The organism is Streptomyces erythrochromogenes, from assembly GCF_036170895.1.
In the GTDB taxonomy this organism is placed as follows: Bacteria; Actinomycetota; Actinomycetes; order Streptomycetales; family Streptomycetaceae; genus Streptomyces; species Streptomyces erythrochromogenes.
The window spans coordinates 6,096,316-6,121,650 of record NZ_CP108036.1 but is presented as its reverse complement, the minus strand read 5'-3'; the positions used below and the strand labels follow the sequence as shown (position 1 = coordinate 6,121,650).

Sequence of the window (25,335 nt, the reverse complement as noted above, 5' to 3'; positions counted from 1 at the left end):
CATGCGTTCCGGAAACGAGCCGGTGACAGCCCGCAGTCCGCTGCGGCTGCGGTTCTGGCTGGGTGTCTGGGGGCTGGTCTGGTCCGCCGCCGGGACGGTCGCCTTCTCGCTGGCGGGCCGTCCCGGATGGGCGGCGGCGTGCGGGGCGCTGGCGGTCGTGGTCAGCGTGGACCTGTTCATGATCGTGCGCCACATCCGCCAGGGCCCCCACTACCAGCCGGGCCGGGACATCCCCCCGTACGAGCCGCCCGACAGCCGTTGATCGGGGCTCGGCCGGACCAGGCGACCGGGCGTCGGCCGGACCAGGCGGTCAGGCGGTCAGGCGGTCAGGCGGTCAGGCGGTCAGGCGGTCAGGCGGTCAGGCGGTCAGGCGAGGGGAAGATCAGGCCTGTTCCTCGAAGCGGGCCGCCGCCAGGTACTCCGGCTGCGGGTCGAGGGCCGCGGCCAGCCGGAAGTGCCTGCGCGCCTGCTCCGGCCGGCCCGCGCGCTCGTGCGTGCGGGCGAGCGCGAAGTGGGCGAAGGCGTTGTCCGGCTCCCGCTCCAGCACCAGCTCGAACTCCAGCTCCGCCGGGCGCAGTTGGGCGGCGGCGAAGAAGGCCCGGGCACGCAGCAGCCGGGCCGCCGTGTTCTCCGGGTGGGCGGCGATGACCGAGTCGAGCAGCTTGACCGCGCCGCGCGGGTCGCGTGCGGCGAGCAGCTGCTCGGCCGCCCGGAAGTCGATGACGTGTGTTTCCGGGCTGGACGGCGTGGGACGCGTGGTCTCGGACACGGTATGGATCCTTCCCTCTACCGGCGCCTTCAACGCCCCCGCCCCACGCGCTATTCCATGCACACGTCAGGCGGTGGCGCTTCCCGGGGCCCGGCCCGAGGCCCGCGCCGTAAGCTCTTCCCACACCTTGCGCACCTGCGGCTCCAGCGCGTCCAGCGGCCCGTCGTTGTCGATCACGAGGGTGGCCACGGCCAGCCGCTGCTCGCGCGTGGCCTGCGCGGCCATCCGGGCCCGGGCCTCCTCCTCGGCCATCGCGCGCAGTGCGGTCAGCCGGGCCAGCTGCGTCGACGGGGCCGCGTCCACCACGACCACCAGGTCGTAGAGGGGCGCGAGGCCGTTCTCGGTGAGCAGCGGTACGTCGTGGACGACGATCGCGTCGGGACCCGCCGCGGCCTCCAGCTCGGCGGACCGGGCGCCGACCAGCGGATGCACGATCGCGTTGAGGGTACGGAGCTTGTCCTGGTCCGCGAACACGATGGAACCCAGCTTCGGCCGGTCCAGACTCCCCTCGGGGGTCAGCACCTCTTCCCCGAAGGCCGCGACGACGGCCGCGAGCCCCGGCGTACCGGGCTCCACGGCCTCCCGTGCGATCCGATCGGCGTCGACGACGATCGCCCCGTACCCCGCCAGCAGTCGCGAGACCTCGCTCTTGCCGGCACCGATTCCGCCCGTCAGGCCCACTTTCAGCATGCCCCGCAGCTTAGGCCCCCGTACACCCGTGCGGGAGGCGGACCCCCGGGCGGGGGGCTCAGCCCTCTCCCTCGCGCTCCGCCAGGAACCGCTCGAACTCGCGGCCGATCTCGTCGGCCGACGGCAGCTCCGCCGGCTCGGCGATCATGTTGCCGCGGGTCTCGGCCCCGGCGGCGGCGTCGTACTGGTGCTCCAGCCCCTGCACCAGGCTGACCAGCTCCTCGTCGCCCTCGCGGATCTGCCGGTCGATCTCCGTCTGCGTACGGTGCGCCTCGGTCCGCAGCGCGTGCGCCACGGCCGGCAGCACCAGACCGGTCGCCGCCGTGATGGCCTCCAGCACCGTCAGCGCGGCGTCCGGGTACGGGGAGCGCGCCACGTAGTGCGGCACGTGCGCGGCGACGCCGAGCACGTCGTGCCCGGCCTGGGACAGGCGGAACTCCACCAGGGACTCGGCGCTGCCGGGCACCTGGGCCTCGTCGAAGGGGCTGCGGTGGCCCGGCATGAGGTCGGTGCGGTTGCCGTGCGGGGTGATGCCGACGGGCCGCGTGTGCGGGACGCCCATCGGGATTCCGTGGAAGTTGACCGAGAGCCGGACCCCGAGGCGCTCGACGATCTGCCGGACGGCGACGGCGAAGCGCTCCCACTCCACGTCCGGCTCCGGGCCGGACAGCAGCAGGAACGGCGCTCCGGTGGCGTCCTGGACCAGCCGGACCTCAAGCCGCGGCTCCTCGAACTCCGCCCAGTGGTCGCGCTGGAAGGTCAGCAGCGGACGGCGCGCCCGGTAGTCCACGAGCCGGTCCGCGTCGAAGCGGGCGACCACCTGGTGGGGCAGCGTGTCCAGCAGCCGCTCGACGATCTGCTCGCCGGTCTCTCCCGCGTCGATGTACCCCTCGAAGTGGTACAGCATGACCAGCCCGGCCGAGTCCTGGGCGACCGCCAGGTCCGCCACCGCCAGACCCTTGGCATCCCATTCGTACAAGCCCTGTGGATCAAGCACCGCCACCACTCCTCCTCGTCTCGTTCTCTGCCAAGAACGTCCAAGGCTGCGCCGCCATTCCCCAGTTGGCCCCCTTCACAGGAACGCAATGGATCACACGGACCACACGGAGCACACGGAGCACGGGAATCGCAGGGGCCCGCCGGGAACGCGGAGAGGCCCGCCCCCCGAAGGGGACGGGCCTCACCGTCGTACTCAGTCAGCTCTGCTCACACCGGAGTGCGATGCGCGCTGCGATCAGCTCTGGCCGCCGGCCAGCTTCTCGCGGAGCGCGGCCAGGGCCTCGTCCGACGCCAGGGCGCCGGAGGTCTCGTCCGACTCCGAGGAGTAGGAACCACCCGAGATGCCCGCACCGGCGTTGCCACCGGCGGCCGGGGCGGCAGCGCCCTCGGCAGCAGCGGCCTCGTCGGCCTCGCGGCTCTTGATGACCTGAGCCTGGTGCTGCTCGAAGCGAGCCTGCGCCTCGGCGTACTGGGTCTCCCAGGCCTCGCGCTGCTTCTCGTAGCCCTCGAGCCAGTCGTTGGTCTCGGGGTCGAAGCCCTCGGGGTAGATGTAGTTGCCCTGGTCGTCGTAGGACGCGGCCATGCCGTACAGGGTCGGGTCGAACTCGACCGACGCCGGGTCGGCACCGAAGGACTCGTTGGCCTGCTTCAGGGACAGCGAGATCCGGCGACGCTCGAGGTCGATGTCGATGACCTTGACGAAGATCTCGTCGTTGACCTGGACGACCTGCTCCGGGATCTCCACGTGGCGCTCGGCCAGCTCGGAGATGTGGACCAGACCCTCGATGCCCTCGTCCACGCGGACGAACGCACCGAACGGAACCAGCTTGGTGACCTTACCCGGGACGACCTGACCGATCTGGTGCGTACGGGCGAACTGCTGCCACGGGTCCTCCTGCGTCGCCTTCAGCGACAGGGAGACACGCTCGCGGTCCATGTCGACGTCGAGGACCTCGACGGTGACTTCCTGGCCGACCTCGACAACCTCGGACGGGTGGTCGATGTGCTTCCAGGACAGCTCGGAGACGTGAACCAGACCGTCGACGCCACCCAGGTCCACGAAGGCACCGAAGTTGACGATCGAGGACACGACGCCGGAGCGGACCTGACCCTTCTGCAGGGTGGTGAGGAACGTCTGGCGAACCTCGGACTGGGTCTGCTCCAGCCAGGCGCGGCGGGACAGGACCACGTTGTTGCGGTTCTTGTCCAGCTCGATGATCTTCGCCTCGAGCTCCTTGCCCACGTAGGGCTGGAGGTCGCGGACGCGGCGCATCTCGACGAGGGAGGCCGGCAGGAAGCCACGGAGGCCGATGTCGAGGATGAGACCACCCTTGACGACCTCGATGACGGTACCGGTGACGATGCCGTCTTCTTCCTTGATCTTCTCGATCGTGCCCCAGGCACGCTCGTACTGAGCGCGCTTCTTGGACAGGATCAGACGGCCTTCCTTGTCCTCCTTCTGGAGAACCAGGGCCTCGATCTCGTCGCCGACCTTGACGACCTCGTTCGGGTCGACGTCGTGCTTGATCGAGAGCTCGCGGCTCGGGATCACGCCTTCCGTCTTGTAACCGATGTCGAGCAGGACCTCGTCCCGGTCGACCTTCACGATGACGCCGTCGACGATGTCGCCGTCGTTGAAGTACTTGATCGTCTCGTCGATCGCGGCGAGGAAGGCTTCCTCGTTACCGATGTCGTTGACCGCTACCTGCGGAGTGGTAGAGGTGGTCTCGGTGCTGCTCGTCATGTGGGAAAGGGCTCCGGTTACGGACAGAAAGTCGTAGGTACTGCTACGCCGGGAGCCCTTATCGGCATCTGCCGAAGAAGCCGGACAGCCAAGGAAGCCCCTGATCCGCACAAGCGGGGAGGGCCTCGAAAACCGAGGGGACATCAACAGATGCAAGCGCAGCCTGCTAGGTCTGAGGAGCACAGGCTCGCAGCGCAACTTGTAGCATACGGGGACGGCCGGACAGGGTCAATGCGCGAAGGCCCACACCCCGGGCGGATCACCGCACAACCGGCACAATTCATGGGCGGGAACGCCCTGATGGCGGTTCCTGCCACATCCCAAGACATTCGCAGACTACGACGACGGGCCCCATGAACCAAGAGGACGACGCCCCCGAAGACGCGTACAAGGCCGATCCGGACTCCGCGGACGACGCCGAGGCCACACGCCGTGACGCAGGGGAAGCGGAGAGCAGCCGGGCGAGCCGCGGCTGGTGGGACCGCAACGCCGACGAGTACCAGAGCGAGCACGGCGCCTTCCTCGGCGACGACCGCTTCGTGTGGGGGCCCGAGGGACTCGACGAGGCGGACGCGGGCCTCCTGGGCCCCGCCGCCTCCCTCAAGGACAGGGACGTGCTGGAGATCGGCGCCGGCGCCGCCCAGTGCTCGCGCTGGCTGGCCGCCCGGGGCGCCCGCCCGGTGGCCCTCGACCTCTCCCACCGCCAGCTCCAGCACGCGCTGCGCATCGGCGACGACATCCCCCTGGTCGAGGCCGACGCCGGCCGGCTCCCCTTCCGCGACGGCTCCTTCGACCTCGCCTGCTCCGCCTACGGCGCCGTCCCCTTCGTCGCCGACCCGGTGAACGTCATGCGCGAGGTCCACCGCGTACTGCGCCCCGGCGGCCGCTGGGTCTTCTCCGTGACCCACCCCCTCCGCTGGGCCTTCCCCGACGAGCCCGGCCCCGAGGGCCTGACCGTCTGCGCCTCCTACTTCGACCGGACCCCGTACGTCGAGCAGGACGAGCAGGGCCGCGCGGTCTACGTCGAACACCACCGCACCCTCGGCGACCGCGTCCGCGACGTGGTGGCGGGCGGCTTCCGCCTGCTCGACCTCGTCGAGCCCGAGTGGCCCGAGTGGAACGGCCAGGAGTGGGGCGGCTGGTCCCCGCTGCGCGGCAACCTGATCCCCGGCACCGCGATCTTCGTCTGCGAGAGGGCCTGACGTCTTGATCCGCCAGGCCGCCCTCGACGCCCTTCCCGTACGCGAGGCCCTGCCCGGGCTGGTCTCCGCGCTCGACGCCCACGGCACCGCGGTGCTGTGCGCGCCGCCCGGGACCGGCAAGACCACGCTGGTGCCGCTGGTGCTCGCGGGCCTGGTCGGCGGCGGGGCGCGGCGCCGGGTGGTCGTGGCCGAGCCGCGGCGGATCGCCGCCCGGGCCGCGGCGCGCCGGATGGCCTGGCTGCTGGGCGAGCAGCCCGGCGGCTCGGTCGGCTTCACGGTCCGCGGCGAGCGCGTGGCCGGCCCCGGCACGGTGGTGGAGGTGGTGACCACCGGAGTGCTGCTCCAGCGGCTCCAGCGCGACCAGGAGCTGGCCGGCGTGGACGTGGTCGTCCTGGACGAGTGCCACGAGCGGCATCTGGACGCCGACACGGTCGCCGCGTTCCTCCTCGACGTACGCGAGACCCTGCGCCCGGAGCTGCGGCTCGTGGCGGCTTCGGCGACGACGGACTCCGCGGGCTGGGCCCGGCTGCTCGGGGGCGCGCCGGTGGTGGAGGCCGCGGGGGTCTCGTACCCGGTGGAGACCGTCTGGGCGCCCCCGGCCCGCCCGGTGCGGCCCCCGCACGGGATGCGGGTGGACCCGGCGCAGCTCGCGCACGTGGCCTCGGTGGTGCGGCGGGCGCTGGCGGAGCGTTCGGGTGACGTGCTGTGCTTCCTGCCCGGCGTCGGCGAGATCGCCCGGGTGGCGGGGCAGCTGGGCGGTGTGGACGCGGAGGTGCTCCAGGTCCACGGCCGGGCGCCGGCGGCCGTGCAGGACGCGGCGCTGACGGCCTCGGACCACCGCCGGGTGATCCTCGCGACGGCGGTGGCGGAGTCGAGCCTGACCGTCCCCGGGGTGCGCGTGGTGGTCGACTCGGGGCTGGCCCGCGAACCCCGGGTGGACCATGCCCGCGGGCTGGGCGCGCTGGCGACCGTACGGGCCTCCCGCGCGGCCGGGCGCCAGCGGGCGGGCCGGGCCGGGCGTGAGGCGCCGGGCGTGGTGTACCGCTGCTGGACGGAGGCGGAGGACGGCCGGCTGCCGGCGTTCCCGTCGCCGGAGATGCGCATCGCCGACCTGGCGCAGTTCGCACTGCAGGCGGCGTGCTGGGGCGACCCTGACGCGTCCGGGCTGGCGCTGCTGGACGCGCCGCCGGCCGGGGCGATGGCCGCGGCGCGGGAGGTGCTCGTGGCCGTCGGCGCGGTGGACGCGGCCGGGCGGCCGGGCCCGCGCGGGCTGCGGATGGCCCGGCTCGGGCTGCACCCGCGGCTCGCGCGGGCCCTGCTGGACGGCAGCGCCGCGCTCGGCGCCCACCGGGCGGCGGAGGTGGTGGCCCTGCTGAGCGAGGAGCCGCCGCGCGAGTACGGGGACGACCTGGCGTCGGCCTGGCGTCGGGCCCGCGCGGGCGGGGACGCGTACGCCGCCCGCTGGCGCACGGAGGCCCGCCGCCTGGAGCGTGCCCTTGCCCCTGCGGGGCGCACGTCCGAGACCGAGTCCGGGGGCCGGTCCCCGGACGATGCCGCCGCCGGCCTCGTCGCCGCCCTCGCGTTCCCCGAGCGGGTGGCGAAGGCCAGGGGCGAGGGCGCCTTCCTCATGGCCTCCGGGACCGGGGCCGGGCTCGGCGACGGGTCACCGCTGCGGCACGCGCCCTGGCTGGCCGTCGCCGTCGCCGACCGGCCCCCGCACTCCGCCTCCGCGCGGATCCGGATGGCCGCGGTCGTCGACGGGGACACCGCCCTGGCCGCCGCGGCGCACCTGCGCACCGACGCCGAGGAGGTGCACTGGGAGGACGGGGACGTCGTCGCCCGCGCGGCGCAGCGGCTCGGGGCGATCGAGCTGGCCGTGCGCCCCCTGCGCACCCCCGACCCGGCGCTCGTGCGGGCGGCCCTGCTGGAAGGGCTGCGCACCGAGGGGCTGGACCTGCTGCGCTGGTCCCCGGACGCGCGGACGCTTCGGGCCCGCCTCGGCTTCCTGCACCGGACGCTCGGCGGCGCGTGGCCCGACGTGGCAGCGGACGGGGTGCTCCTGGAGCGGGCCGACGACTGGCTGGAGCCCGAGCTGTCCCGGGCCCGGCGGCGCGCGGACCTGGCCCGGATCGACGCCGGCCAGGCCCTGAACCGGCTGCTGCCGTGGGCCACCGGCGAGGCGGCCCGGCTGGACGAGCTGGCTCCGGAACGCCTGGAGGTGCCCAGCGGGTCCCGGATCCGGCTGGACTACGCCGCCGAGCACGGACAGCCGGTGCTCGCGGTGAAGCTGCAGGAGCTGTTCGGGCTGGCCGAGACCCCGCGGGTGGCGGGGGTTCCCGTACTCGTCCACCTGCTGTCGCCGGCGGGGCGTCCGGCGGCCGTCACCGCCGACCTGGCCTCCTTCTGGCAGGGCGGCTACCGCGCCGTCCGGGCGGAGCTGCGCGGCCGCTACCCCAAGCACCCCTGGCCGGAGGACCCGGCCACGGCCGAGCCGACCCGCCACACCAACGCCCGGCTCAGGCGCTGACCCCGTCCCGCGGGACGCGCTCGTCGTCGCGCGGGACGCGCTCGTCGTCGCGTACGCGGCGGCCGCGGGCCTCCAGCCACAGCGCCAGCCCGAGCAGTGCGAGGCCGCCGGCGGCCAGGCCGGCCGGGGCGTAGGTGTGCAGCGCGAGGACCTTGGCCCGGTTCGCCTTGACCAGGTCGACCGTGTAGTCGGAGTAGTCCTCGCGCATGGTGACGTGCCCCGCGAAGGCGGTGAGCTTGCCGTCCGGGCCGCCCGAGGCGATGCCGCCGCGCATCTCCTGCTGGATGTCCTGTTCGGCGTTGACGGGCGCTCCGGTCACCGGGTCGACCCAGAAGCGCACCTTGGCGGTGTACCAGAGGGTGGTGCCGGTGGCCGCCTCGATCGTCGCGGGGTCGATGCCCTCGATCGGCATCTTCTTCGGCATGGCCACCTTGGTCCAGGGGATGGTCTGCTCGAAGTAGTAGACGTCCATGCCCTTGAAGCGGCGCGGTCCGACGTAGTGGATCGGCGAGGAGGTGCGGGTCTGGGCGTCGAAGTAGAGGTAGTCGCGCGGTTCGGTGAAGAAGGGCCATTTGAACTCGATGCCCTGGCGCTTGACCGCGTCGCCGTCGACCATCTCCCCGGTGGCGTGCACCGGGTCCTGGGTGTGCGCGTCGAAGATGTAGCGCTCGGGGATCTGGGAGACCATCTTGCCGTCCGGGCCGATGATGTAGGACAGCGTGTCCCAGACGACGACGTCCTTGCCGGCGCTGGCCTCGATCTCCCTGGAGGCTTCCACGTTGCCCTTGAGGGTCTGGACGATCGTGACCTTGTCGACCTTCTTGGGCTGCATGCCGCCGGTGTAGTCGAGGAGGGTCGCGTCCTTCGCCTCCAGGACCATCTCCTGGTACTGGTTCGGCGGGATCTTCGCGAGCCGCGGGTACGCGTACCAGCGCAGCAGCGGCGCGAGGGCTGCGCAGAACACGGCTAGGGCCAGCAGGACAAGGCTCGCTCTGCGTCGCACGGCCGGGCCCTCCTCTACTTTCCGGGCGCGGGGGGCGCGGTGGTGAGCAGGGGCTTGGGTGAGGTCTCGCCTTCGGGCACCCCGAACGCCGTGATGGCGAACACGAGGGCCAGCGCGGCCGCGAGGCCGATGACGGCGGCGACGAATGCGCGCATGCCGGGGCTCCGAAATCTGATGAGGCGTCAGAGATGGGGCACCGTAGCAACGCGGGGGCGAGATGAGAACCGTCTGGGCGACGGGTCCGCCGCCTGCGGCCGGACCCGGCGGAGCCACCCGCCGGTGGGGTGGCGGGTGGCGGCCGGCCGGCCGGCGCTACGAGGCCGGGGTGCCCGTCGGCGCGGGGGTCCGGGCGGGCTTCGCAGTGGCCGTGGGCGCCGGGGTCCGGGTGGGCGCCGTCGCGGTCGGAGTGGGGGTCGGCTTCGGCGACGGGGTCACGGTCGGGCTCGGTGTGGGTGTGGGGGTGGGGGTGGGCTTCGGGTCCGGCGTGGGCGACGGCGTCGGCGTGGGTGTCGGCGTAGGCGTAGGCGTCGGATCGGGAGTCGGCGTCGGGGTGGGCTCCGGCGTGGGTGACGGCGTCGGCTTCGGGTCCGGCGTGGGGGTCGGGCTCGGCTTGGGCGTGGGGGCCGGGGGCGGGGTCGGCTTCGGGGACGGCGTCGTGGGCACGGGCGCGGGCGCGGGTGCCGGCGTCCCGCCGGTGTCAGGGACCTCGTGCGTGCCCTTGAGGTAGTACGTGAACCAGGACCGCACCGTCCGCAGGTACTCCGTGGAGTGGTTGTAGGAGAGCACCGCCCGGTCCAGGTCCGCCTCCACCCGCAGGTCCCGGGTGCCCGCGCACAGGTAGCGGGCGGCCGCGAGGGCCGCGTCGTGCACGTTGTTCGGGTTGCGGCGCCCGTCGCCGTCCGCGTCCTGGCCCCAGGCCGCCCACGTGGAGGGGATGAACTGCATCGGCCCGACCGCCCGGTCGTACCGCGCGTCGCCGTCGTAGGCGCCGCCGTCGGTGTCCCGGATGTTCGCGAAGCCGTTGCCGTCGAGCACCGGTCCGAGGATCGGCCGCAGAGTGGTCCCCGCCGCGTCCACCTGGCCGCCGCGCGCCTGCCCGGACTCCACCTTGCCTATGGCGGCCAGGAGTTGCCAGCGCAGCCCGCAGCCGGGGTCGCTCTGCCCCACGGCCTGCTCCGCCCGCCGGTACGCCGCGAGCACGCTCGCCGGTATCCCCTGCCCCCCTTCCCGCGGTCCGGTCACGACCGGGGCGGAGGGCTGTTCGGACTGCGGCGCCGGGTCCGCTCCCGTCGTCGGCGGCGTCCCCTCAGGCAGCAGTACCGCCGGCGGCTGCGGGCTGACCAGCGGGGGCAGTTCGGTGAAGTAGGCCGAGTCGCCGCCGCTCGCGTCAGCCGGGAGCGGCCCGTCCGCGACGTTCCCGCCGGCCGCGACCGCCGCGTCCGGGTCCACGCCCGCGGGACCCCGCGAAGCGGTCAGCGCGGCGACCGTCAGCGCGCAGACCAGCGCGGCCGTGGCCCCCCTGCGCAGCCTGCGGCCGAATATCCGAGACGACATGAGCCGGACCCCTCCCCCTCGACGTCCGCGTGACCCTACGTCAACTCCCTGCAACGGGCACGCACCGCGGCCCGGAATTCACCGGATCCCCACGTCCTCGGGCAGGTCACGCATACTGTCGGGACCCTTCGGGCGCATTGGCCCGAAGTAAGGAACGACGACAGCGACATCCAGAAGAGGTGCCATGCCGTTCACTCTCAGCCATGCGGCGGCCGTACTTCCGGCCATCCGCCGGACGGGCCGTGCACGGGGTCCCCTCGTCGCCTCCGCGATGGTCCTCGGCTCCTTCGCGCCGGACACCTTCTACTTCACGGACGCCGTCGTCGAGGGCTTCATGGCCTACGGGAGCGTGACGCACTCGCTGCTCGGGGTGTTCACGCTGGACGCGGTGCTCACCGCGGTCCTCGTGGGGTGCTGGCTGCTGCTGCGCGAGCCGCTCGTCGCGCTCCTGCCGGGCCGTTGGCAGGGCAGGGTCCACGCCTTCCTGCGGGGCGAGGAATGGCGCGCCCGGCGCCGACTGCCCGCGCTCGCCGCATGGTTCTACGTGTCGGCGGTCGCCGGTTCGCTCACGCACGTGCTGTGGGACAGCTTCACGCACATGGACCGGTGGGGGACCAACGCGCTGCCCTGGCTCGGCGAGCCCATCGCCTTCGGCTTCCCGCCCTACACCTTCCTGCAGTACGGCAGTTCGGCGATCGCGGCCTGCGCGCTGCTGTGGTTCACGGCGACCGCCCTGCGCCGGCTGCCGGCCGGCGCGCCGCCCGCGTCCGTGCCGGTGCTCGGCCGCGCGGAGCGCTGGGGTGCGCTGGCACTGATCGCGGCGGGCGTCGCGGCCGGGGTGGTCTTCCGCGTGATCCGCTTCTACACCTTCTTCGACCGGATCCGTACGCCCCTCGACATCATCCCGACCGTCTGCTTCGGGGCGGGCGGCGGCCTGTGCGTGTCCCTGCTGTTCTACGGGGTCTACGTACGCCTGCGCCGGCGCCGCGACCGCGACCGGCACCGCGACGACCGCGCGGACGAGGGAACGCGAACGCCCGTCCCCACCGCCTGAGCGGACGGGGACGGGCGCTGCTCGCGCATCGTCACGCGGATCAGTGCGCGGCGGACTCCCAGTCCGCGCCGACACCAACCGACACGTCCAGCGGGGCGCGCAGCTCGACGGCGGCGCCCATCTCGCGGCGCACCAGCTCCTCCACCTGCTCGCGCTCGCCGGGGGCGACCTCCAGCACGATTTCGTCGTGGACCTGGAGCAGCATCCGCGACCGCAGGCCGGCCTCGGTGATCGCCTTGTCCACCCGCAGCATCGCGACCTTGACGATGTCGGCGGCGGTGCCCTGGATCGGGGCGTTGAGCGCCATCCGCTCGGCGGCCTCGCGGCGCTGGCGGTTGTCGCTGTTGAGGTCCGGCAGGTACCGGCGGCGGCCGAAGACCGTCGCCGTGTATCCGGTGGCCCGGGCCTCGTCCACCACGCGCTGGAGGTAGTCGCGGACCCCGCCGAAGCGCTCGAAGAAGGTCTCCATCAGGCCGCGCGCCTCGGCGGGCTCGATGCCCAGCTGCTGCGAGAGGCCGAAGGCGGACAACCCGTAGGCCAGGCCGTACGACATGGCCTTGATCTTGCGGCGCATCTCGGCGTCGACCTGGTCGCGCTCCACCCCGAACACCTGGGAGGCGACCGTGGTGTGCAGGTCCTCGCCGGTGGCGAACGCCTCGATCAGGCCCTCGTCCTCGGAGAGGTGGGCCATCACGCGCAGCTCGATCTGGCTGTAGTCGGCCGTCATCAGGGACTCGAAGCCCTCGCCGACGACGAAGCCGCGGCGGATGGCGCGCCCCTCGTCGGTGCGTACCGGCACGTTCTGCAGGTTCGGGTCGGTGGAGGACAGCCGGCCGGTCGCGGCGACGGTCTGACTGAAGCTGGTGTGCACCCGGCCGTCGGCGGCGATGGTCTTGACCAGGCCCTCGACCGTGACGCGCAGCTTGGCCTGCTCCCGGTGCCGGAGCATGATCACCGGCAGTTCGTGGTCGGTCTGCGTGGCCAGCCAGGCCAGCGCGTCGGCGTCCGTGGTGTAGCCGGTCTTGGTCTTCTTCGTCTTCGGCAGGTCCAGCTCGCCGAAGAAGACCTCCTGGAGCTGCTTGGGCGAGCCGAGGTTGAACTCGTGGCCGACCGCCGCGTGCGCCTCCTTGACCGCCTGCTGCACGGCTCCCGCGAACTGCTGCTCCATGGCTTCCAGGTGGTCGCGGTCGGCGGCGATGCCGGCGCGCTCCATCCGGGCGAGCAGCTCAGAGGTCGGCAGCTCCATGTCGTGCAGCAGCTCCGCGGCGCCCACCTCGGTGAGCTTGCCGGTGAAGGCGTCGCCCAGGTCCAGGACGGCGCGGGCCTGCGCCATCAGCGCCTCGGCCTCGGCCGTCTCGTCGGCGCCGAAGGCCAGTTGCCCGTCGGCGGCGGCGGGGGCCAGCTCACGGTGCAGGTACTCCGTGGACAGGGCGTCCAGGGCGAAGGAGCGCCGGCCCGGCTTGACCAGGTAGGCGGCGAGCGCGGTGTCCATGGTGACACCGGCCAGGCTCCAGCCGTGCTCGGGGAAGACCCGCATCAGGCCCTTGGCGTTGTGCACGACCTTGGGCCGGGCCGCGTCGGCCGCCCAGGCCGCGAAGGCCCGCTCGTCCGTCTCGTCGAGCTCGGCCGGCGTGAACCAGGCGGCCGCGCCCCCGGCGGCGGCCAGCGCGATCTCGGCGACGTTGCCCTGGCCCAGGGCCCAGCTGTCGACGGTCGCGACGCCCAGCGGCCCGCCCGCGTGGCTCTCCAGCCACGGGGCCAGCTCGCCCGTGCCCAGCACGGACGCGTCGAGCTCCACGCCGGCCGCGGGCGCCGGGGCCGTCTCCTGCTCGGCCGCACCCGGGTCCACGGCCAGCAGCCGCTCGCGCAGCGACGGGTTGCGGATCTCCAGCACGTCCAGCACACCGGTCACCGCGGACCGGTCGTACGGCAGGCGGCCCAGGTCGGCGGCGGACTTGGGCAGCTCCACGTCCTTGACCATCTCGGTCAGGACCCGGTTGAGCTTGACGGCCTCCAGGTGGTCCCGGAAGTTCTGCCCGGCCTTGCCCTTGACCTCCTCGGCGCGCTCCACGAGCTCCGCGAACGACCCGAACTGGGTGATCCACTTGGCGGCGGTCTTCTCACCGACGCCCGGGATGCCGGGGAGGTTGTCGGACGGGTCTCCGCGCAGGGCCGCGAAGTCCGGGTACTGCTGCGGGGTGAGCCCGTACTTCTCCTCGACCTTCTCCGGCGTGAAGCGCGTCAGCTCCGAGACGCCCTTGGTCGGGTAGAGCACGGTCGTGTGCTCGGACACGAGCTGGAAGGAGTCCCGGTCGCCGGTGACGATCAGCACCTCGAAACCGAGGGCCTCCGCCTGCGTCGCCAGCGTCGCGATCACGTCGTCGGCCTCGAAGCCGTCGACGGCGAAGCGCGGCACCTTCATCGCGTCGAGGAGCTCGCCGATCAGCTCGACCTGCCCCTTGAACTCGTCGGGCGTCTTGGAACGGTTCGCCTTGTACTCGGGGAACTCCGTCGAACGCCACGTCTTGCGGGACACGTCGAACGCCACCGCGAAGTGCGTGGGCGCCTCGTCGCGCAGCGTGTTCGCCAGCATCGACGCGAAGCCGTAGATGGCGTTGGTCGGCTGCCCCGTCGCGGTCGTGAAGTTCTCCGCGGGCAGCGCGAAGAACGCCCGGTACGCCAGGGAGTGCCCGTCCATGAGCATCAGGCGGGGGCGGTCCGCTGCGGTCGTCTGGTCCGTCTTCTTCGATGCTGAATCTGCCACGTCCCCGATCCTAGGCGCCCCCACCGACAATTCCGGCCCGTCGCCTCCCCCGGCGCATCCGCCCCACCGGACGCCCCCCGCGCACCCCGCCGGGCGTCACAAGCACCGGACCGCCCTCCCCGAACCCCGTGGGTCGTGCAAGGATCGAAGCACGCGGCCACCCGTGCTGCACACGTACGTACGCTCGAAGGGGAGCGCGATGGCGACCAAGCCGCCCACAGGTGATCCGGTACAGGACGCACCGCAGGTCACACCGCCCAAGCACGCGGCGGCCGGCCTTCCGGCGATCGGCCACACCCTGCGCATCGCGCACGAGCAGATGGGCCTGGCCCGCACCGCCCGCACGCTCCTCAAGGTCAACCAGAAGGACGGCTTCGACTGCCCCGGCTGCGCCTGGCCCGAGGGCGACAAGCGGCACACCGCCGAATTCTGCGAGAACGGCGCCAAGGCCGTCGCGGAGGAGGCCACCCTGCGCCGGGTCACCCCCGAGTTCTTCGCCGCGCACCCCCTGGCCGACCTGGCCACCCGCTCCGGCTACTGGCTGGGCCAGCAGGGCCGCATCACCCAGCCGATGTACCTCCCCGAGGGCGGCGACCGCTACGAGGCGATCAGCTGGGAGCGCGCCTTCTCCGTCATCGCGCAGGAGCTGACCGCGCTCGGTTCCCCCGACGAGGCCCTCTTCTACACCTCGGGCCGCACCAGCAACGAGGCCGCGTTCCTCTTCCAGCTCTTCGCCCGCGAGTTCGGCACCAACAACCTGCCCGACTGCTCCAACATGTGCCACGAGTCCTCGGGCTCCGCACTGACCGAGACCATCGGCATCGGCAAGGGCAGCGTCTCCCTCGAAGACCTCCACCAGGCCGACCTGATCATCGTCGCCGGCCAGAACCCGGGCACCAACCACCCGCGCATGCTCTCCGCCCTGGAGAAGGCCAAGACGGCTGGCGCGAAGATCATCTCGGTGAACCCGCTGCCCGAGGCCGGCATGGAGCGGTTCAAGAACCCCCAGACCCCCCTCGGCATGCTCCGGGGCACCGCCCTCAACGACCTGTTCCTGCAGATCCGCATCGGCGGCGACCAGGCCCTCTTCCGCCTCCTGAACAAGCTCGTCATCGAGACGGACGGCGCCACCGACGAGGCGTTCATCCGCGAGCACACCCACGGCTACGAGGACCTCGCGGCCGCCGCGAAGGAAGCCGACTGGGACGAGACCCTCACGGCCACCGGCCTGACCCGCCCCGAGATCGAGCGCGCCCTCGCCATGATCCTGGCGTCGAAGCGCACCATCGTCTGCTGGGCCATGGGCCTCACCCAGCACAAGCACGCCGTCGCCACCATCCGCGAGGTCGTCAACCTCCTCCTGCTGCGCGGGAACATCGGCCGCCCCGGCGCCGGCGTCTGCCCCGTCCGCGGCCACTCCAACGTCCAGGGCGACCGCACCATGGGCATCTTCGAACGGCCGGCACCCGCCTTCCTCGACGCCCTCGACAAGGAATTCGGCATCACCTCGCCGCGCGGCCACGGCTACGACGTGGTCCGCTCCATCCAGGCGATGCGCGACGGCAGGGCCAAAGTCCTCTTCGCCATGGGCGGCAACTTCGTCGGCGCCACCCCCGACACCGAGGTCACCGAGGCCGCGATCCGCCGCACCGCCCTGACCGTCCACGTCTCCACCAAGCTCAACCGCTCCCACGCGGTCACCGGCCGGCGCGCCCTGATCCTGCCCACCCTCGGCCGCACCGACAAGGACGTCCAGGCCTCCGGCAGGCAGTTCGTCACCGTCGAGGACTCCATGGGCATGGTCCACGCCTCCCGCGGCAACCTCGCCCCCGCCTCCCCGTACCTGCTCTCCGAGCCCGCGATCGTGGCCAGGATGGCCCGCGCCGTCCTCGGCTCCGCCTCCGCCACCCCGTGGGAGGACTTCGAGCGCGACTACGGCGCCATCCGCGACCGGATCGCCCGCGTGGTCCCCGGCTTCGAGGACTTCAACGCCCGCGCCGCCCGGCCCGAGGGCTTCCGGCTGCCGCACGCCCCGCGCGACGAACGCCGCTTCCCCACCCGGACCGGCAAGGCGAACTTCACCGCCGCTCCCGTCGAGTACCCCCAGGTCCCGCCGGGTCGGCTGCTCCTGCAGACCCTGCGCAGCCACGACCAGTACAACACCACGATCTACGGCCTCGACGACCGCTACCGCGGCATCACCGGCGGCCGCCGCGTCGTCATGGTCAACCCCGCCGACGCGGCGGAGCTGGGCCTCGCCGACGGCTCGTACACCGACCTGGTGAGCGAGTGGAAGGACGGCGTGGAACGGCGCGCACCCGGATTCCGCGTCGTGCACTACCCGACCGCCCGCGGCTGCGCCGCCGCGTACTACCCCGAGACGAACGTGCTGGTCCCGCTCGACTCGACCGCGGACACCAGCAATACCCCGGCCAGCAAGTCCGTCGTCGTGCGCTTCGAACCCGCCTGATAGAACGACCTCAGGAAAAGAAGGTTAACGAGCGTTGACGAACGGAGCCTGACCATGGGTGAGCAGCACGCAGTGAAGTTCCCGCAGGAGGTCCTCGACGAGTACGCGGCCCTGGGCATCGACCTGCCCGCGCTGTTCTCGGCCGGAGACCTCGGCGAGCGCATGGACATCCGCATCCTGGAGGCCTCGGCCGACCGCGTCGTCGGCACCATGCCCGTCAAGGGCAACACCCAGCCCTACGGACTGCTGCACGGCGGGGCCTCCGCCGTACTGGCCGAGACCCTCGGCTCGATCGGCGCCATGATGCACGGCGGCATCAGCAAGATCGCCGTCGGCGTGGACCTGAACTGCACCCACCACCGGGGCGCCCGCAGCGGCGTCGTCACCGGCGTCGCCACCCCGGTCCACCGCGGCCGCTCGACCACCACCTTCGAGATCGTCATCACCGACGAGCAGGACAAGCGGATCTGCACCGCCCGCCTGACCTGCCTGCTGCGCGACGTCGACCAGGTCGCCGGTGGCGCCGAGGCCCACTCCCAGGCCTGACCCGCACGCCCCACCCACCCGGCACGGCCCGCCCGGCCCCGACGAACGGCTCACCGCCCGCCGCCGGGGCCCAGGCCGTTCCCTCCCGGACGGCCCTAGGTGTGTTGCCCCGGGACCTTGGTGCAGGAGCAGGGGTTCGAAACGGTCCACGCCGACGGCCAGCGGCGCCGGCACCCCGTAGGGGAACTCGTAGGACGTGGTGCCCGCACCGAGCGCGTTCAGTGCGGCCTCCCGCAGCGCGTAGCCCTCGTCGGAGAGGGCGACCGCGACGAGGCGCCCGGCGACCCGCTCGGCGTCGGCCCTCGCCAGAAGGCCCCGCTCCGGGATGTCGGCGATGACTTCGAGACAGCCGTCCCGGGTGCCCGCGTCGGGGGCGTCCAGCTCGCGCCAAGCCGATTCGATCAAGTCTGTCGCGCTCCGGCGTCCGCTCACGGGCCGAGCATGGGAGCCGGCCCCGCCGTGCGGGCCCCGCAACAGCCCGGAATCCGCCAGTCCGCACGCTTCGCGGTGACATCTGTTGTCTCACCGGTGGGCACCGCCTACCGTCCCCCCATGGGGACCATGCCACGCACGGCCCGGTACGCCGCCCACACCCTTCTCGCGGCGCTCGCCCTGACCGGCTGCTCATCCTCCGCACCACCCTCCGCGGCGGGCTCCGCGAGCCAGTCCGCCCCCACCCCCGCCTCGCCCGTACAGGTGTGCACGAGCCTCGTGTCCTACTGGGCGAAGGAGACCCTCCTGGGCACCAAGTGGTCCGGCCTCGACTGGGAGCAGAAGGGGCTTTCCAACGACCAGTACGCGATCCACGAGGCCGCGGTGGCCGCAGGACGCACGGAAGAGCGAACTGCCGGACAGGACAAGGCACTTGAGCTGATCGACCACTTCGTGGCGCAGCGCTGCGCCGAGCAGGGCGGCGCGACCCGCAGCTCGGAGAACTGGCGCCCGCCGATGTGACCGGCGTCACCGCATTCCGAGCACGTTGTCCGTCTTCCGGGCAGATGCCTCCGCCGGATCGAACCGCAGGTGGGAGGCCCTGCCGCCACCGAAGCAAGATCGTTCACAGTCCCGCCACAACGCTGCAATCATCACTCTGTGTAATTCCTAAGACGGCTCGAATCCGCCTTTTCCCTCGGCAATGACCACCCGGAGGATTCTTTCGGGCACACGCAGCCACATTCGGCTCAATTTGATCTAAGACAGGTGCATGAAGGCCTCAAGCCCCTTAGAGGAACTGCAATTTCTCACCATGCGGACGATCTCAAGGGTGCCTAAATGTCCGTTTTGTTTAAACTCCCACCACACATTCTTGGCCTTGGCATAACAAGAGCGTCACATCCTCCTTTCCCGCCTCCCGGTGCTCGCCACCTCGGCCCTAGAGTCACGGCCAGTCACCGCGCCGCAGGGCGCGAATCAGCACGGCCGTGGACCTCTCCAGTGCGGCCCGGCGACCCAACGGCACCTCGACAGAGGGCTGCGCCAGGGAAAGGAAGAATCGTGCGACACCGTTCTTTGCTCATCCTCACCACCGTGATCACCACGGGAGCACTGACCCTCACCGCTTGCGGATCGCGCGACGGAGGCTCCAAGGACAACAGCGGCGGCAAGAAGACCGTCGTCGTCATCGGCGTCGACGCCCCGCTGACCGGTTCCCTCTCCGCTCTCGGTCAGGGCATCAAGAACTCCGTGGACCTCGCGGCCAAGACGGCCAACAAGAACAACGAGGTCCCGGGCATCGAGTTCAAGGTCGAGGCCCTCGACGACCAGGCCGTCCCGGCCTCCGGTCAGGCCAACGCCACCAAGCTCGTCGGCAACAAGGACGTCCTCGGCGTCGTCGGCCCGCTGAACTCGGGCGTTGCCCAGCAGATGCAGGGCGTCTTCGCCTCCGCCAAGCTGGCGCAGGTCTCCCCCGCCAACACCAACCCCGCGCTCAGCCAGGGCGACAACTGGGGCAAGGGCGAGTTCAAGCGCGGCTTCGACACCTACTTCCGCACCGCCGCCACCGACGTGGTCCAGGGCAAGTTCGCCGCCCAGTACCTCTTCAAGGACGCCGGCAAGAAGAAGGTCTTCATCGTCGACGACAAGCAGACCTACGGCGCCGGCCTCGCCGCGATCTTCGCCGAGGAGTTCAAGAAGCTCGGCGGCGAGGTCGCCGGCACCGACCACGTCACCGTGAAGGAGACCGACTTCTCCTCCACCGCCGACAAGGTCAAGTCCTCCGGCGCCGACTCCGTCTACTTCGGCGGCCAGTACCCCGAGGGCGGCCTGCTCGCCGACCAGATCAAGAAGGCCGGCGCCGCCGTCCCGCTCATGGGCGGCGACGGCATCCAGGACCCCGCCTTCATCAGCGCCTCCGGTGAGGCCAACGAGGGCGACCTCGCCACCTCCATCGGCTACCCCGTCGAGAAGCTCGACACCGCCAAGAAGTTCATCGAGGACTACAAGGCCGAGGGCTACAAGGACCCGTACGCCGCCTACGGTGGCTACTCCTACGACGCCGGCTGGGCCGTCATCCAGGCCGTCAAGGCCGTCGTCGCCGCCAACAGCGGCAAGCTCCCCGACGACGCCCGCGCCAAGGTCGTCGAGGCTCTCGGCAAGGTCTCCTTCGAGGGCGTGACCGGCAAGGTCGCCTTCGACCAGTACGGCGACACCACCAACAAGCAGCTCACGGTCTACAAGGTCGAGGGCGGCAAGTGGGTCGACGTCAAGAGCGACACCTTCAACCAGTAAGCCCGTAGCACCCAGCACCACCCGTAACACCTGAACCAACGCCGCGCGAGGGCGCAAACAGTGCCCTCGCGCGGAGTCTTATCCGACACGCTCATCGGAGGCCCTGCGGTGCACGAACTGCCGCAACAGCTGGCCAACGGCCTGGCCCTCGGTGCTCTCTATGGCCTCATCGCCATCGGGTACACCATGGTCTACGGCATCGTCCAGCTCATCAACTTCGCCCACGGCGAGATCTTCATGATCGGCGGCTTCGGCGCGCTCACCGCCTACGCCATCCTCCCGACCGGCACCAGCCTGCTGATCGCGATACCCGTCATGATCGTCGGCGGCGCCATCTGCTCCGTCGCCGTGGCATGCGCAGCCGAACGCTTCGCCTACCGCCCCCTGCGCAGCGCTCCCAGGCTCGCACCCCTCATCACCGCAATCGGCCTCTCGATCGCGCTCCAGCAGCTCGTCTGGCAGTTCTACCCGGACGCCAAGAAGGCCGTCAGCTTCCCCGAGTTCACGGGCCCGGCCTTCAAGCTCACCGACAGCCTCGCGATCCAGCGTGCGGACCTCTTCGTCCTCATCCTCGCCCCGCTCTGCATGCTCGCCCTCGGCGTCTTCGTCCAGAAGAGCCGCAGCGGCCGCGCCATGCAGGCCACCGCGCAGGACCCCGACACCGCCAAGCTGATGGGCATCAACACCGACCGCATCATCGTCATGGCCTTCGCCATCGGTGCCGCGTTCGCCGCCGTCGCAGCCGTCGCCTACGGCGTCGACAAGGGCCAGATCAACTTCGAGATGGGCTTCATCCTCGGCCTCAAGGCCTTCACCGCAGCCGTCCTCGGCGGCATCGGCAACATCTACGGAGCCATGGTCGGCGGCGTCGTCCTCGGACTCGCCGAAGCCCTCTCGATCGCCTACATCGAAGAGATCCCCGGCATGCAGCAGCTCGGCGGCGGAGCCTGGTCCAACGTCTGGGCCTTCGTACTCCTCATCGTCGTCCTCCTCGTGCGGCCCCAAGGCCTGCTCGGCCAGCGCGTCACGGATCGGGCGTGAGAACCATGACCACCAACACCACCCCGCAGACGCAGACGCCCACGCAGACCGCGAAGACGGCACCCGCACCCGCCGCGCTCCTCTACGCGATCGTCGGTGGCAGCCTCCTCACCATCGTCAGCGCCTTCCTCGCCTGGACGTGGACCGCCGACTTCCCCGGCGACCTCACCTTCTACGGCAGCCCCGCCGACCTCCAGTACGTCACCCTGGTCGGCGCCGCCCTCACCCTGGTGCACGCGCTCGCCGCACTCGGCGTCAAGGGCTTCAGCTGGCTCACCCCCGCCGGCTCCCGCAAGGCCATCTGGTTCCTGGCCCTCGGCAACCTCGCCGCCACCTGGTTCACGGTCATCTCGATCACCGTCGTCCTCGGCGGCGTCGTCAACCTCGAACCCGGCGCCTACGTCGCCCTCGTCGGCTCCCTCGTCCCGGCCCTCGCCGCGTACAAGCTCCCCGACGACAGCCGCAAGGTCACCGCGGCCAAGAGCAAGCTGCCCAACTGGGCCGAGATCCTCATCATCACCGGCGTCTTCGCCCTCGGCCTCTTCGTCATCACCTTCGGCATCGACACCGATGACAAGGAACCGCAGCTCTTCGTCGCCTACCTGATCACGGTCGGCCTCGCGGCCCTCGCCCTGAACAAGTCGGGCCTCCTCGCCCGCTTCTCGGTGCTCACCGCGAACAACCGCCAGGTCACCCTCCTCGGCACCGCGGCCGCCGCGATCGCCTTCCCGTTCATCCAGCAGAGCGGCGACACCTACACGCTGATCGCGGTCAACATCCTGATCTTCGCGACCGTCGCCCTCGGCCTGAACATCGTCGTCGGCCTCGCCGGCCTCCTGGACCTCGGATACGTCGCCTTCCTCGGTGTCGGCGCCTACGCCGCCGCCCTGGTCTCCGGCAGCACCGCCTCCGCCTTCGGCATCCACCTCCCCTTCTGGGCGGCGGTCATCGTCGGCGCCATCGTCTCGCTCGTCTTCGGCGTGGTCATCGGTGCACCGACCCTCCGCCTGCGCGGCGACTACCTCGCCATCGTCACCCTCGGCTTCGGAGAAATCTTCCGCATCGCCATGGGCAACCTCGACGGCACCTCCGGTCCGGACGTCACCAACGGCCCGAACGGCATCCCGAACATTCCCCACCTGGAGATCTTCGGGTGGAACTTCGGCGAGTCGCACATCGTCGCCGGCATCGAACTCGGCGCCTACGCCAACTACTACTTCCTGATGCTGCTGGTGATGGCCCTGGTCGTCGTGGTCTTCGCCCGCGCCGGCAACAGCCGCATCGGCCGCGCCTGGGTCGCCATCCGCGAGGACGAGACCGCCGCCGAAGCCATGGGCATCAACGGCTTCAAGGTCAAGCTCATCGCCTTCGCCCTCGGCGCCACCCTCGCCGGCCTCGCCGGCACCGTCCAGGCACACGTCAACACCACGGTCGTCCCCGAGAACTACGTCTTCGCCGGGCCCGTCCCGCCGAACTCCGCGTTCCTCCTCGCCGCCGTCATCCTCGGCGGCATGGGCACCATCCGCGGCCCCATCCTCGGCGCCGCACTCCTCTTCCTGATCCCGGCGAAGCTGGCCTTCCTCCAGGACTACCAGCTCCTCGCCTTCGGCATCGCCCTCATCCTGCTCATGCGCTTCCGCCCTGAAGGCCTCATCGCCAACAAGCGCGCGCAGCTCGAGTTCCACGACGACACCGCTGACCAGGCCCCCCAGGACCTGGCCACCGCCAAGGCGGGGGCGTGAACGACATGACGACCACCACGGACACCACCACCAAGACCAAGACCACGGTTCTCGAAGCCAAGGGCGTCACCATGCGCTTCGGCGGCCTCACCGCCGTCAAGGGCGTCGACCTCCAGGTCAACGCGGGCGAGATCGTCGGACTCATCGGCCCCAACGGCGCCGGCAAGACCACCTTCTTCAACTGCCTCACCGGGCTGTACGTCCCCACCGAGGGCTCCGTCAGCTACAAGGGCAAGGTCCTCCCGCCCAAGCCCCACCGGGTCACCGAGGCCGGCATCGCCCGTACCTTCCAGAACATCCGGCTCTTCCACAACATGACGGTGATGGAGAACGTCCTCGTCGGACGCCACACCCGCACGAAGGAAGGCCTCTGGTCCGCCCTGCTGCGCGGCCCCGGCTTCAAGAAGGCCGAAGCCGCCAGCGAGGCACGCGCCATGGAACTCCTCGAGTTCATCGGCCTGGAGCACAAGGCCGACCACCTCGCGAAGAACCTCCCCTACGGCGAGCAGCGCAAGCTGGAGATCGCCCGCGCCCTTGCCAGCGACCCCGGCCTCATCCTCCTGGACGAGCCCACCGCCGGCATGAACCCGCAGGAGACCCGCGCCGCCGAAGAGCTCATCTTCGCGATCCGGGACATGGGCATCGCCGTACTCGTCATCGAGCACGACATGCGCTTCATCTTCAACCTGTGCGACCGCGTCGCCTGTCTGGTCCAGGGCGAGAAGCTCATCGAAGGCACCGCCTCCGAGGTCCAGGGCGACGAGCGCGTCATCGCGGCCTACCTCGGCACCCCCTTCGAGGGCGAGCCCGGTGCCGAGGAAGTCGCCGAGGTCGAGGCGGCCGAGGCCCACGCCGAGGCTGAGGCCGACGCCGAGCCCGAGGCTGAGGCCGACGCCGAGCCCGAGGCTGAGGCCGACGCGGAGACCGAGGCTGCGGACGAGGACGAGGCCCCCGCGGCCGAGTCGGACGACGCACCCGCCGCGGACGCGGACGCCGATGCGGACAGCACCACCAGCACCACCAGCACGGAAGGAGAGGCCAAGTGACCGCACTGCTCAAGGTCGAGGACCTCAAGGTCGCCTACGGCAAGATCGAAGCCGTCAAGGGAATCTCCTTCGAGGTCAACGAAGGTGAAATCGTCTGCCTCGTCGGCACCAACGGCGCCGGCAAGACGACCACCCTCCGCACCCTCTCCGGGCTCCTGAAGCCCACCGCGGGCAGCGTCACCTTCGATGGCCAGCCCATCGTCGGCGTCCCCGCCCACAAGATCGTCGCCCTGAAGCTGGCGCACTCCCCCGAGGGCCGCCACATCTTCCCGCGGCTGACGATCGAGGAGAACCTCCAGCTCGGCGCCTTCCTCCGCAGCGACAAGGACGGCATCGAGAAGGACATCCAGCGCGCCTACGACCTCTTCCCCATCCTGGGCGAGCGTCGCAAGCAGGCCGCCGGCACCCTCTCGGGCGGTGAGCAGCAGATGCTCGCCATGGGCCGCGCGCTCATGTGCCAGCCGAAGCTCCTCATGCTGGACGAGCCCTCCATGGGTCTCTCCCCGCTGATGATGCAGAAGATCATGTCGACCATCTCCGAGCTCAAGGCCTCGGGCATGACGATCCTGCTCGTCGAGCAGAACGCCCAGGCGGCGCTCTCCCTCGCCGACCAGGCGCACGTCATGGAGATCGGCAAGATCGTCCTCTCCGGCACCGGCCAGGACCTCCTCCACAACGAGGACGTCCGCAAGGCCTACCTCGGCGAGGACTGACAGAACGTGTGAGGCCCGCCTCCCCTCGGGGGGAGGCGGGCCTCACGCATGTTCCGGGACGGGCGCGGAAACTACTTCCCGCTCTCCTTCTTCTTCGCCTCGGCGTCCTCGATGACCACCTCGGCGACCTGCTGCATCGACATCCGGCGGTCCATGGAGGACTTCTGGATCCAGCGGAAGGCCGCGGGCTCGGTCAGCCCGTACTGCGTCTGCAGGATGCTCTTCGCCCGGTCGACCAGCTTGCGGGTCTCCAGCCGCTGCGAGAGGTCCGCGACCTCCTGCTCCAGCGCGCGCAGCTCCGCGAACCGGGACACGGCCATCTCGATGGCCGGCACCACGTCGCTCTTGCTGAACGGCTTCACCAGGTACGCCATGGCCCCGGCGTCTCGGGCCCGCTCGACGAGGTCGCGCTGCGAGAACGCCGTCAGCATCAGGACGGGGGCGATGGACTCCTGCGCGATCTTCTCGGCGGCGGAGATCCCGTCCAGGACGGGCATCTTCACGTCGAGGATGACCAGGTCGGGCCGGTGCTCGCGGGCGAGCTCGACGGCCGTCTGCCCGTCGCCGGCCTCGCCGACGACGTTGTAGCCCTCTTCTTCGAGCATCTCTTTGAGGTCGAGACGGATGAGCGCCTCGTCCTCCGCGATGACGACCCGGGTCGTCAGCGGCGGAACGTGCGACTGGTCGGCGTCGGGCGTGGGCGTCGACTCGTGCTCGGCGGTCACGGGGGCTCCTTGATACGGG

General features: G+C 71.3%; 21 protein-coding genes. 12 read left to right on the top strand and 9 right to left on the bottom strand.

Features of this window, described 5'->3' with window-relative positions; translation table 11 throughout:
* Window position 1 precedes the first annotated feature (1 nt).
* Window positions 2-262: a DUF6343 family protein gene (locus OHA91_RS28010; RefSeq protein WP_328740238.1), complete on the top strand. Its 261-nt coding sequence runs from the start codon at window positions 2-4 to the stop codon at window positions 260-262.
* 120 nt (window positions 263-382) lie between these two features.
* On the opposite strand, the gene OHA91_RS28005 is transcribed toward OHA91_RS28010, so the two are convergent.
* The 4 genes from OHA91_RS28005 to rpsA all read right to left on the bottom strand — a co-directional run bounded on the left by OHA91_RS28005 (window position 383) and on the right by rpsA (window position 4,202).
* On the bottom strand, window positions 383-769 hold the full coding sequence (locus OHA91_RS28005; protein ID WP_031149197.1) for a tetratricopeptide repeat protein: 387 nt from the start codon (window positions 767-769) through the stop codon (window positions 383-385).
* A gap of 66 nt (window positions 770-835) precedes the next feature.
* Complete coding sequence (gene coaE, locus OHA91_RS28000) at window positions 836-1,459, bottom strand: dephospho-CoA kinase (protein WP_328740237.1); 624 nt, start codon at window positions 1,457-1,459, stop codon at window positions 836-838.
* Between the two features lie 58 nt (window positions 1,460-1,517).
* Window positions 1,518-2,456, bottom strand: coding sequence for a PAC2 family protein (locus OHA91_RS27995; protein WP_328740236.1), 939 nt, complete (start codon window positions 2,454-2,456; stop codon window positions 1,518-1,520).
* Between the two features lie 237 nt (window positions 2,457-2,693).
* Window positions 2,694-4,202 carry a 30S ribosomal protein S1 gene (rpsA, locus tag OHA91_RS27990; RefSeq protein ID WP_030666059.1) on the bottom strand — a complete coding sequence of 503 codons (1,509 nt, stop codon included), beginning with the start codon at window positions 4,200-4,202 and terminating at the stop codon, window positions 2,694-2,696.
* Between the two features lie 353 nt (window positions 4,203-4,555).
* On the opposite strand from rpsA, the gene OHA91_RS27985 reads away from it, so the two are divergent.
* Both OHA91_RS27985 and hrpB read left to right on the top strand, forming a co-directional pair.
* Entirely contained in the window at window positions 4,556-5,404 is an 849-nt protein-coding gene (locus tag OHA91_RS27985) for a class I SAM-dependent methyltransferase (RefSeq protein ID WP_266502188.1), read from the top strand.
* A gap of 4 nt (window positions 5,405-5,408) precedes the next feature.
* Complete coding sequence (gene hrpB, locus OHA91_RS27980; RefSeq protein WP_328740235.1) at window positions 5,409-7,931, top strand: ATP-dependent helicase HrpB; 2,523 nt, start codon at window positions 5,409-5,411, stop codon at window positions 7,929-7,931.
* On the opposite strand, the gene OHA91_RS27975 is transcribed toward hrpB, so the two are convergent.
* From OHA91_RS27975 to OHA91_RS27965, 3 genes are all read right to left on the bottom strand, one after another.
* A complete protein-coding gene (locus tag OHA91_RS27975) occupies window positions 7,921-8,934 on the bottom strand; it encodes a DUF3068 domain-containing protein (protein WP_266502184.1) in 1,014 nt (337 codons plus the stop codon). The genes hrpB and OHA91_RS27975 overlap by 11 nt on opposite strands.
* 14 nt (window positions 8,935-8,948) lie before the next feature.
* On the bottom strand, window positions 8,949-9,089 hold the full coding sequence (locus OHA91_RS27970) for an SPW_0924 family protein (RefSeq protein ID WP_106971437.1): 141 nt from the start codon (window positions 9,087-9,089) through the stop codon (window positions 8,949-8,951).
* Window positions 9,090-9,246: 157 nt separating this feature from the next.
* Window positions 9,247-10,488, bottom strand: coding sequence for a lytic transglycosylase domain-containing protein (locus OHA91_RS27965; RefSeq protein ID WP_328740234.1), 1,242 nt, complete (start codon window positions 10,486-10,488; stop codon window positions 9,247-9,249).
* A gap of 184 nt (window positions 10,489-10,672) precedes the next feature.
* Between OHA91_RS27965 and OHA91_RS27960 the strand changes: the two genes are divergently transcribed.
* Complete coding sequence (locus tag OHA91_RS27960; RefSeq protein WP_051893049.1) at window positions 10,673-11,542, top strand: DUF4184 family protein; 870 nt, start codon at window positions 10,673-10,675, stop codon at window positions 11,540-11,542.
* 40 nt (window positions 11,543-11,582) lie between these two features.
* On the opposite strand, the gene polA is transcribed toward OHA91_RS27960, so the two are convergent.
* Window positions 11,583-14,306, bottom strand: coding sequence for a DNA polymerase I (gene polA / locus OHA91_RS27955; RefSeq protein WP_031149219.1), 2,724 nt, complete (start codon window positions 14,304-14,306; stop codon window positions 11,583-11,585).
* A 199-nt stretch (window positions 14,307-14,505) separates the two neighbouring features.
* On the opposite strand from polA, the gene OHA91_RS27950 reads away from it, so the two are divergent.
* From OHA91_RS27950 to OHA91_RS27915, 8 genes are all read left to right on the top strand, one after another.
* Entirely contained in the window at window positions 14,506-16,776 is a 2,271-nt protein-coding gene (locus OHA91_RS27950; protein ID WP_328740233.1) for an FdhF/YdeP family oxidoreductase, read from the top strand.
* Window positions 16,777-16,830: 54 nt separating this feature from the next.
* Window positions 16,831-17,322, top strand: coding sequence for a PaaI family thioesterase (locus tag OHA91_RS27945; protein WP_031149223.1), 492 nt, complete (start codon window positions 16,831-16,833; stop codon window positions 17,320-17,322).
* 552 nt (window positions 17,323-17,874) lie between these two features.
* Window positions 17,875-18,276: a hypothetical protein gene (locus OHA91_RS27940; protein WP_031149225.1), complete on the top strand. Its 402-nt coding sequence runs from the start codon at window positions 17,875-17,877 to the stop codon at window positions 18,274-18,276.
* 540 nt (window positions 18,277-18,816) lie between these two features.
* On the top strand, window positions 18,817-20,049 hold the full coding sequence (locus OHA91_RS27935; RefSeq protein ID WP_031149227.1) for a branched-chain amino acid ABC transporter substrate-binding protein: 1,233 nt from the start codon (window positions 18,817-18,819) through the stop codon (window positions 20,047-20,049).
* Window positions 20,050-20,157: 108 nt separating this feature from the next.
* The gene (locus OHA91_RS27930) at window positions 20,158-21,090 is read left to right on the top strand and encodes a branched-chain amino acid ABC transporter permease (protein ID WP_031149230.1); all 933 of its coding nucleotides are present in this window, start codon (window positions 20,158-20,160) and stop codon (window positions 21,088-21,090) included.
* Between the two features lie 5 nt (window positions 21,091-21,095).
* Window positions 21,096-22,832 (top strand): branched-chain amino acid ABC transporter permease, encoded by a 1,737-nt coding sequence (locus OHA91_RS27925; RefSeq protein WP_031149232.1) that lies wholly within the window; start codon window positions 21,096-21,098, stop codon window positions 22,830-22,832.
* Between the two features lie 5 nt (window positions 22,833-22,837).
* Window positions 22,838-23,878, top strand: coding sequence for an ABC transporter ATP-binding protein (locus OHA91_RS27920; protein ID WP_266502716.1), 1,041 nt, complete (start codon window positions 22,838-22,840; stop codon window positions 23,876-23,878).
* The gene (locus OHA91_RS27915) at window positions 23,875-24,591 is read left to right on the top strand and encodes an ABC transporter ATP-binding protein (protein WP_031149237.1); all 717 of its coding nucleotides are present in this window, start codon (window positions 23,875-23,877) and stop codon (window positions 24,589-24,591) included. Before OHA91_RS27920 ends, OHA91_RS27915 begins: the two co-directional genes overlap by 4 nt.
* A gap of 71 nt (window positions 24,592-24,662) precedes the next feature.
* Here the strand turns inward: OHA91_RS27915 and OHA91_RS27910 are convergent, their stop codons facing one another.
* A complete protein-coding gene (locus OHA91_RS27910; RefSeq protein WP_031149239.1) occupies window positions 24,663-25,316 on the bottom strand; it encodes an ANTAR domain-containing response regulator in 654 nt (217 codons plus the stop codon).
* Window positions 25,317-25,335 lie beyond the last annotated feature (19 nt).

Coding starts and splice junctions, on each gene's coding strand:
- OHA91_RS28010 (WP_328740238.1), top strand. CDS start 2: ATGCGTTCCGGAAACGAGCCGGTGACAGCCCGCAGTCCGCTGCGGCTG.
- coaE (WP_328740237.1), bottom strand. CDS start 1,459: ATGCTGAAAGTGGGCCTGACGGGCGGAATCGGTGCCGGCAAGAGCGAG.
- rpsA (WP_030666059.1), bottom strand. CDS start 4,202: ATGACGAGCAGCACCGAGACCACCTCTACCACTCCGCAGGTAGCGGTC.
- OHA91_RS27985 (WP_266502188.1), top strand. CDS start 4,556: ATGAACCAAGAGGACGACGCCCCCGAAGACGCGTACAAGGCCGATCCG.
- OHA91_RS27970 (WP_106971437.1), bottom strand. CDS start 9,089: ATGCGCGCATTCGTCGCCGCCGTCATCGGCCTCGCGGCCGCGCTGGCC.
- OHA91_RS27965 (WP_328740234.1), bottom strand. CDS start 10,488: ATGTCGTCTCGGATATTCGGCCGCAGGCTGCGCAGGGGGGCCACGGCC.
- OHA91_RS27960 (WP_051893049.1), top strand. CDS start 10,673: ATGCCGTTCACTCTCAGCCATGCGGCGGCCGTACTTCCGGCCATCCGC.
- OHA91_RS27950 (WP_328740233.1), top strand. CDS start 14,506: ATGGCGACCAAGCCGCCCACAGGTGATCCGGTACAGGACGCACCGCAG.
- OHA91_RS27945 (WP_031149223.1), top strand. CDS start 16,831: ATGGGTGAGCAGCACGCAGTGAAGTTCCCGCAGGAGGTCCTCGACGAG.
- OHA91_RS27940 (WP_031149225.1), top strand. CDS start 17,875: ATGGGGACCATGCCACGCACGGCCCGGTACGCCGCCCACACCCTTCTC.
- OHA91_RS27925 (WP_031149232.1), top strand. CDS start 21,096: ATGACCACCAACACCACCCCGCAGACGCAGACGCCCACGCAGACCGCG.
- OHA91_RS27920 (WP_266502716.1), top strand. CDS start 22,838: ATGACGACCACCACGGACACCACCACCAAGACCAAGACCACGGTTCTC.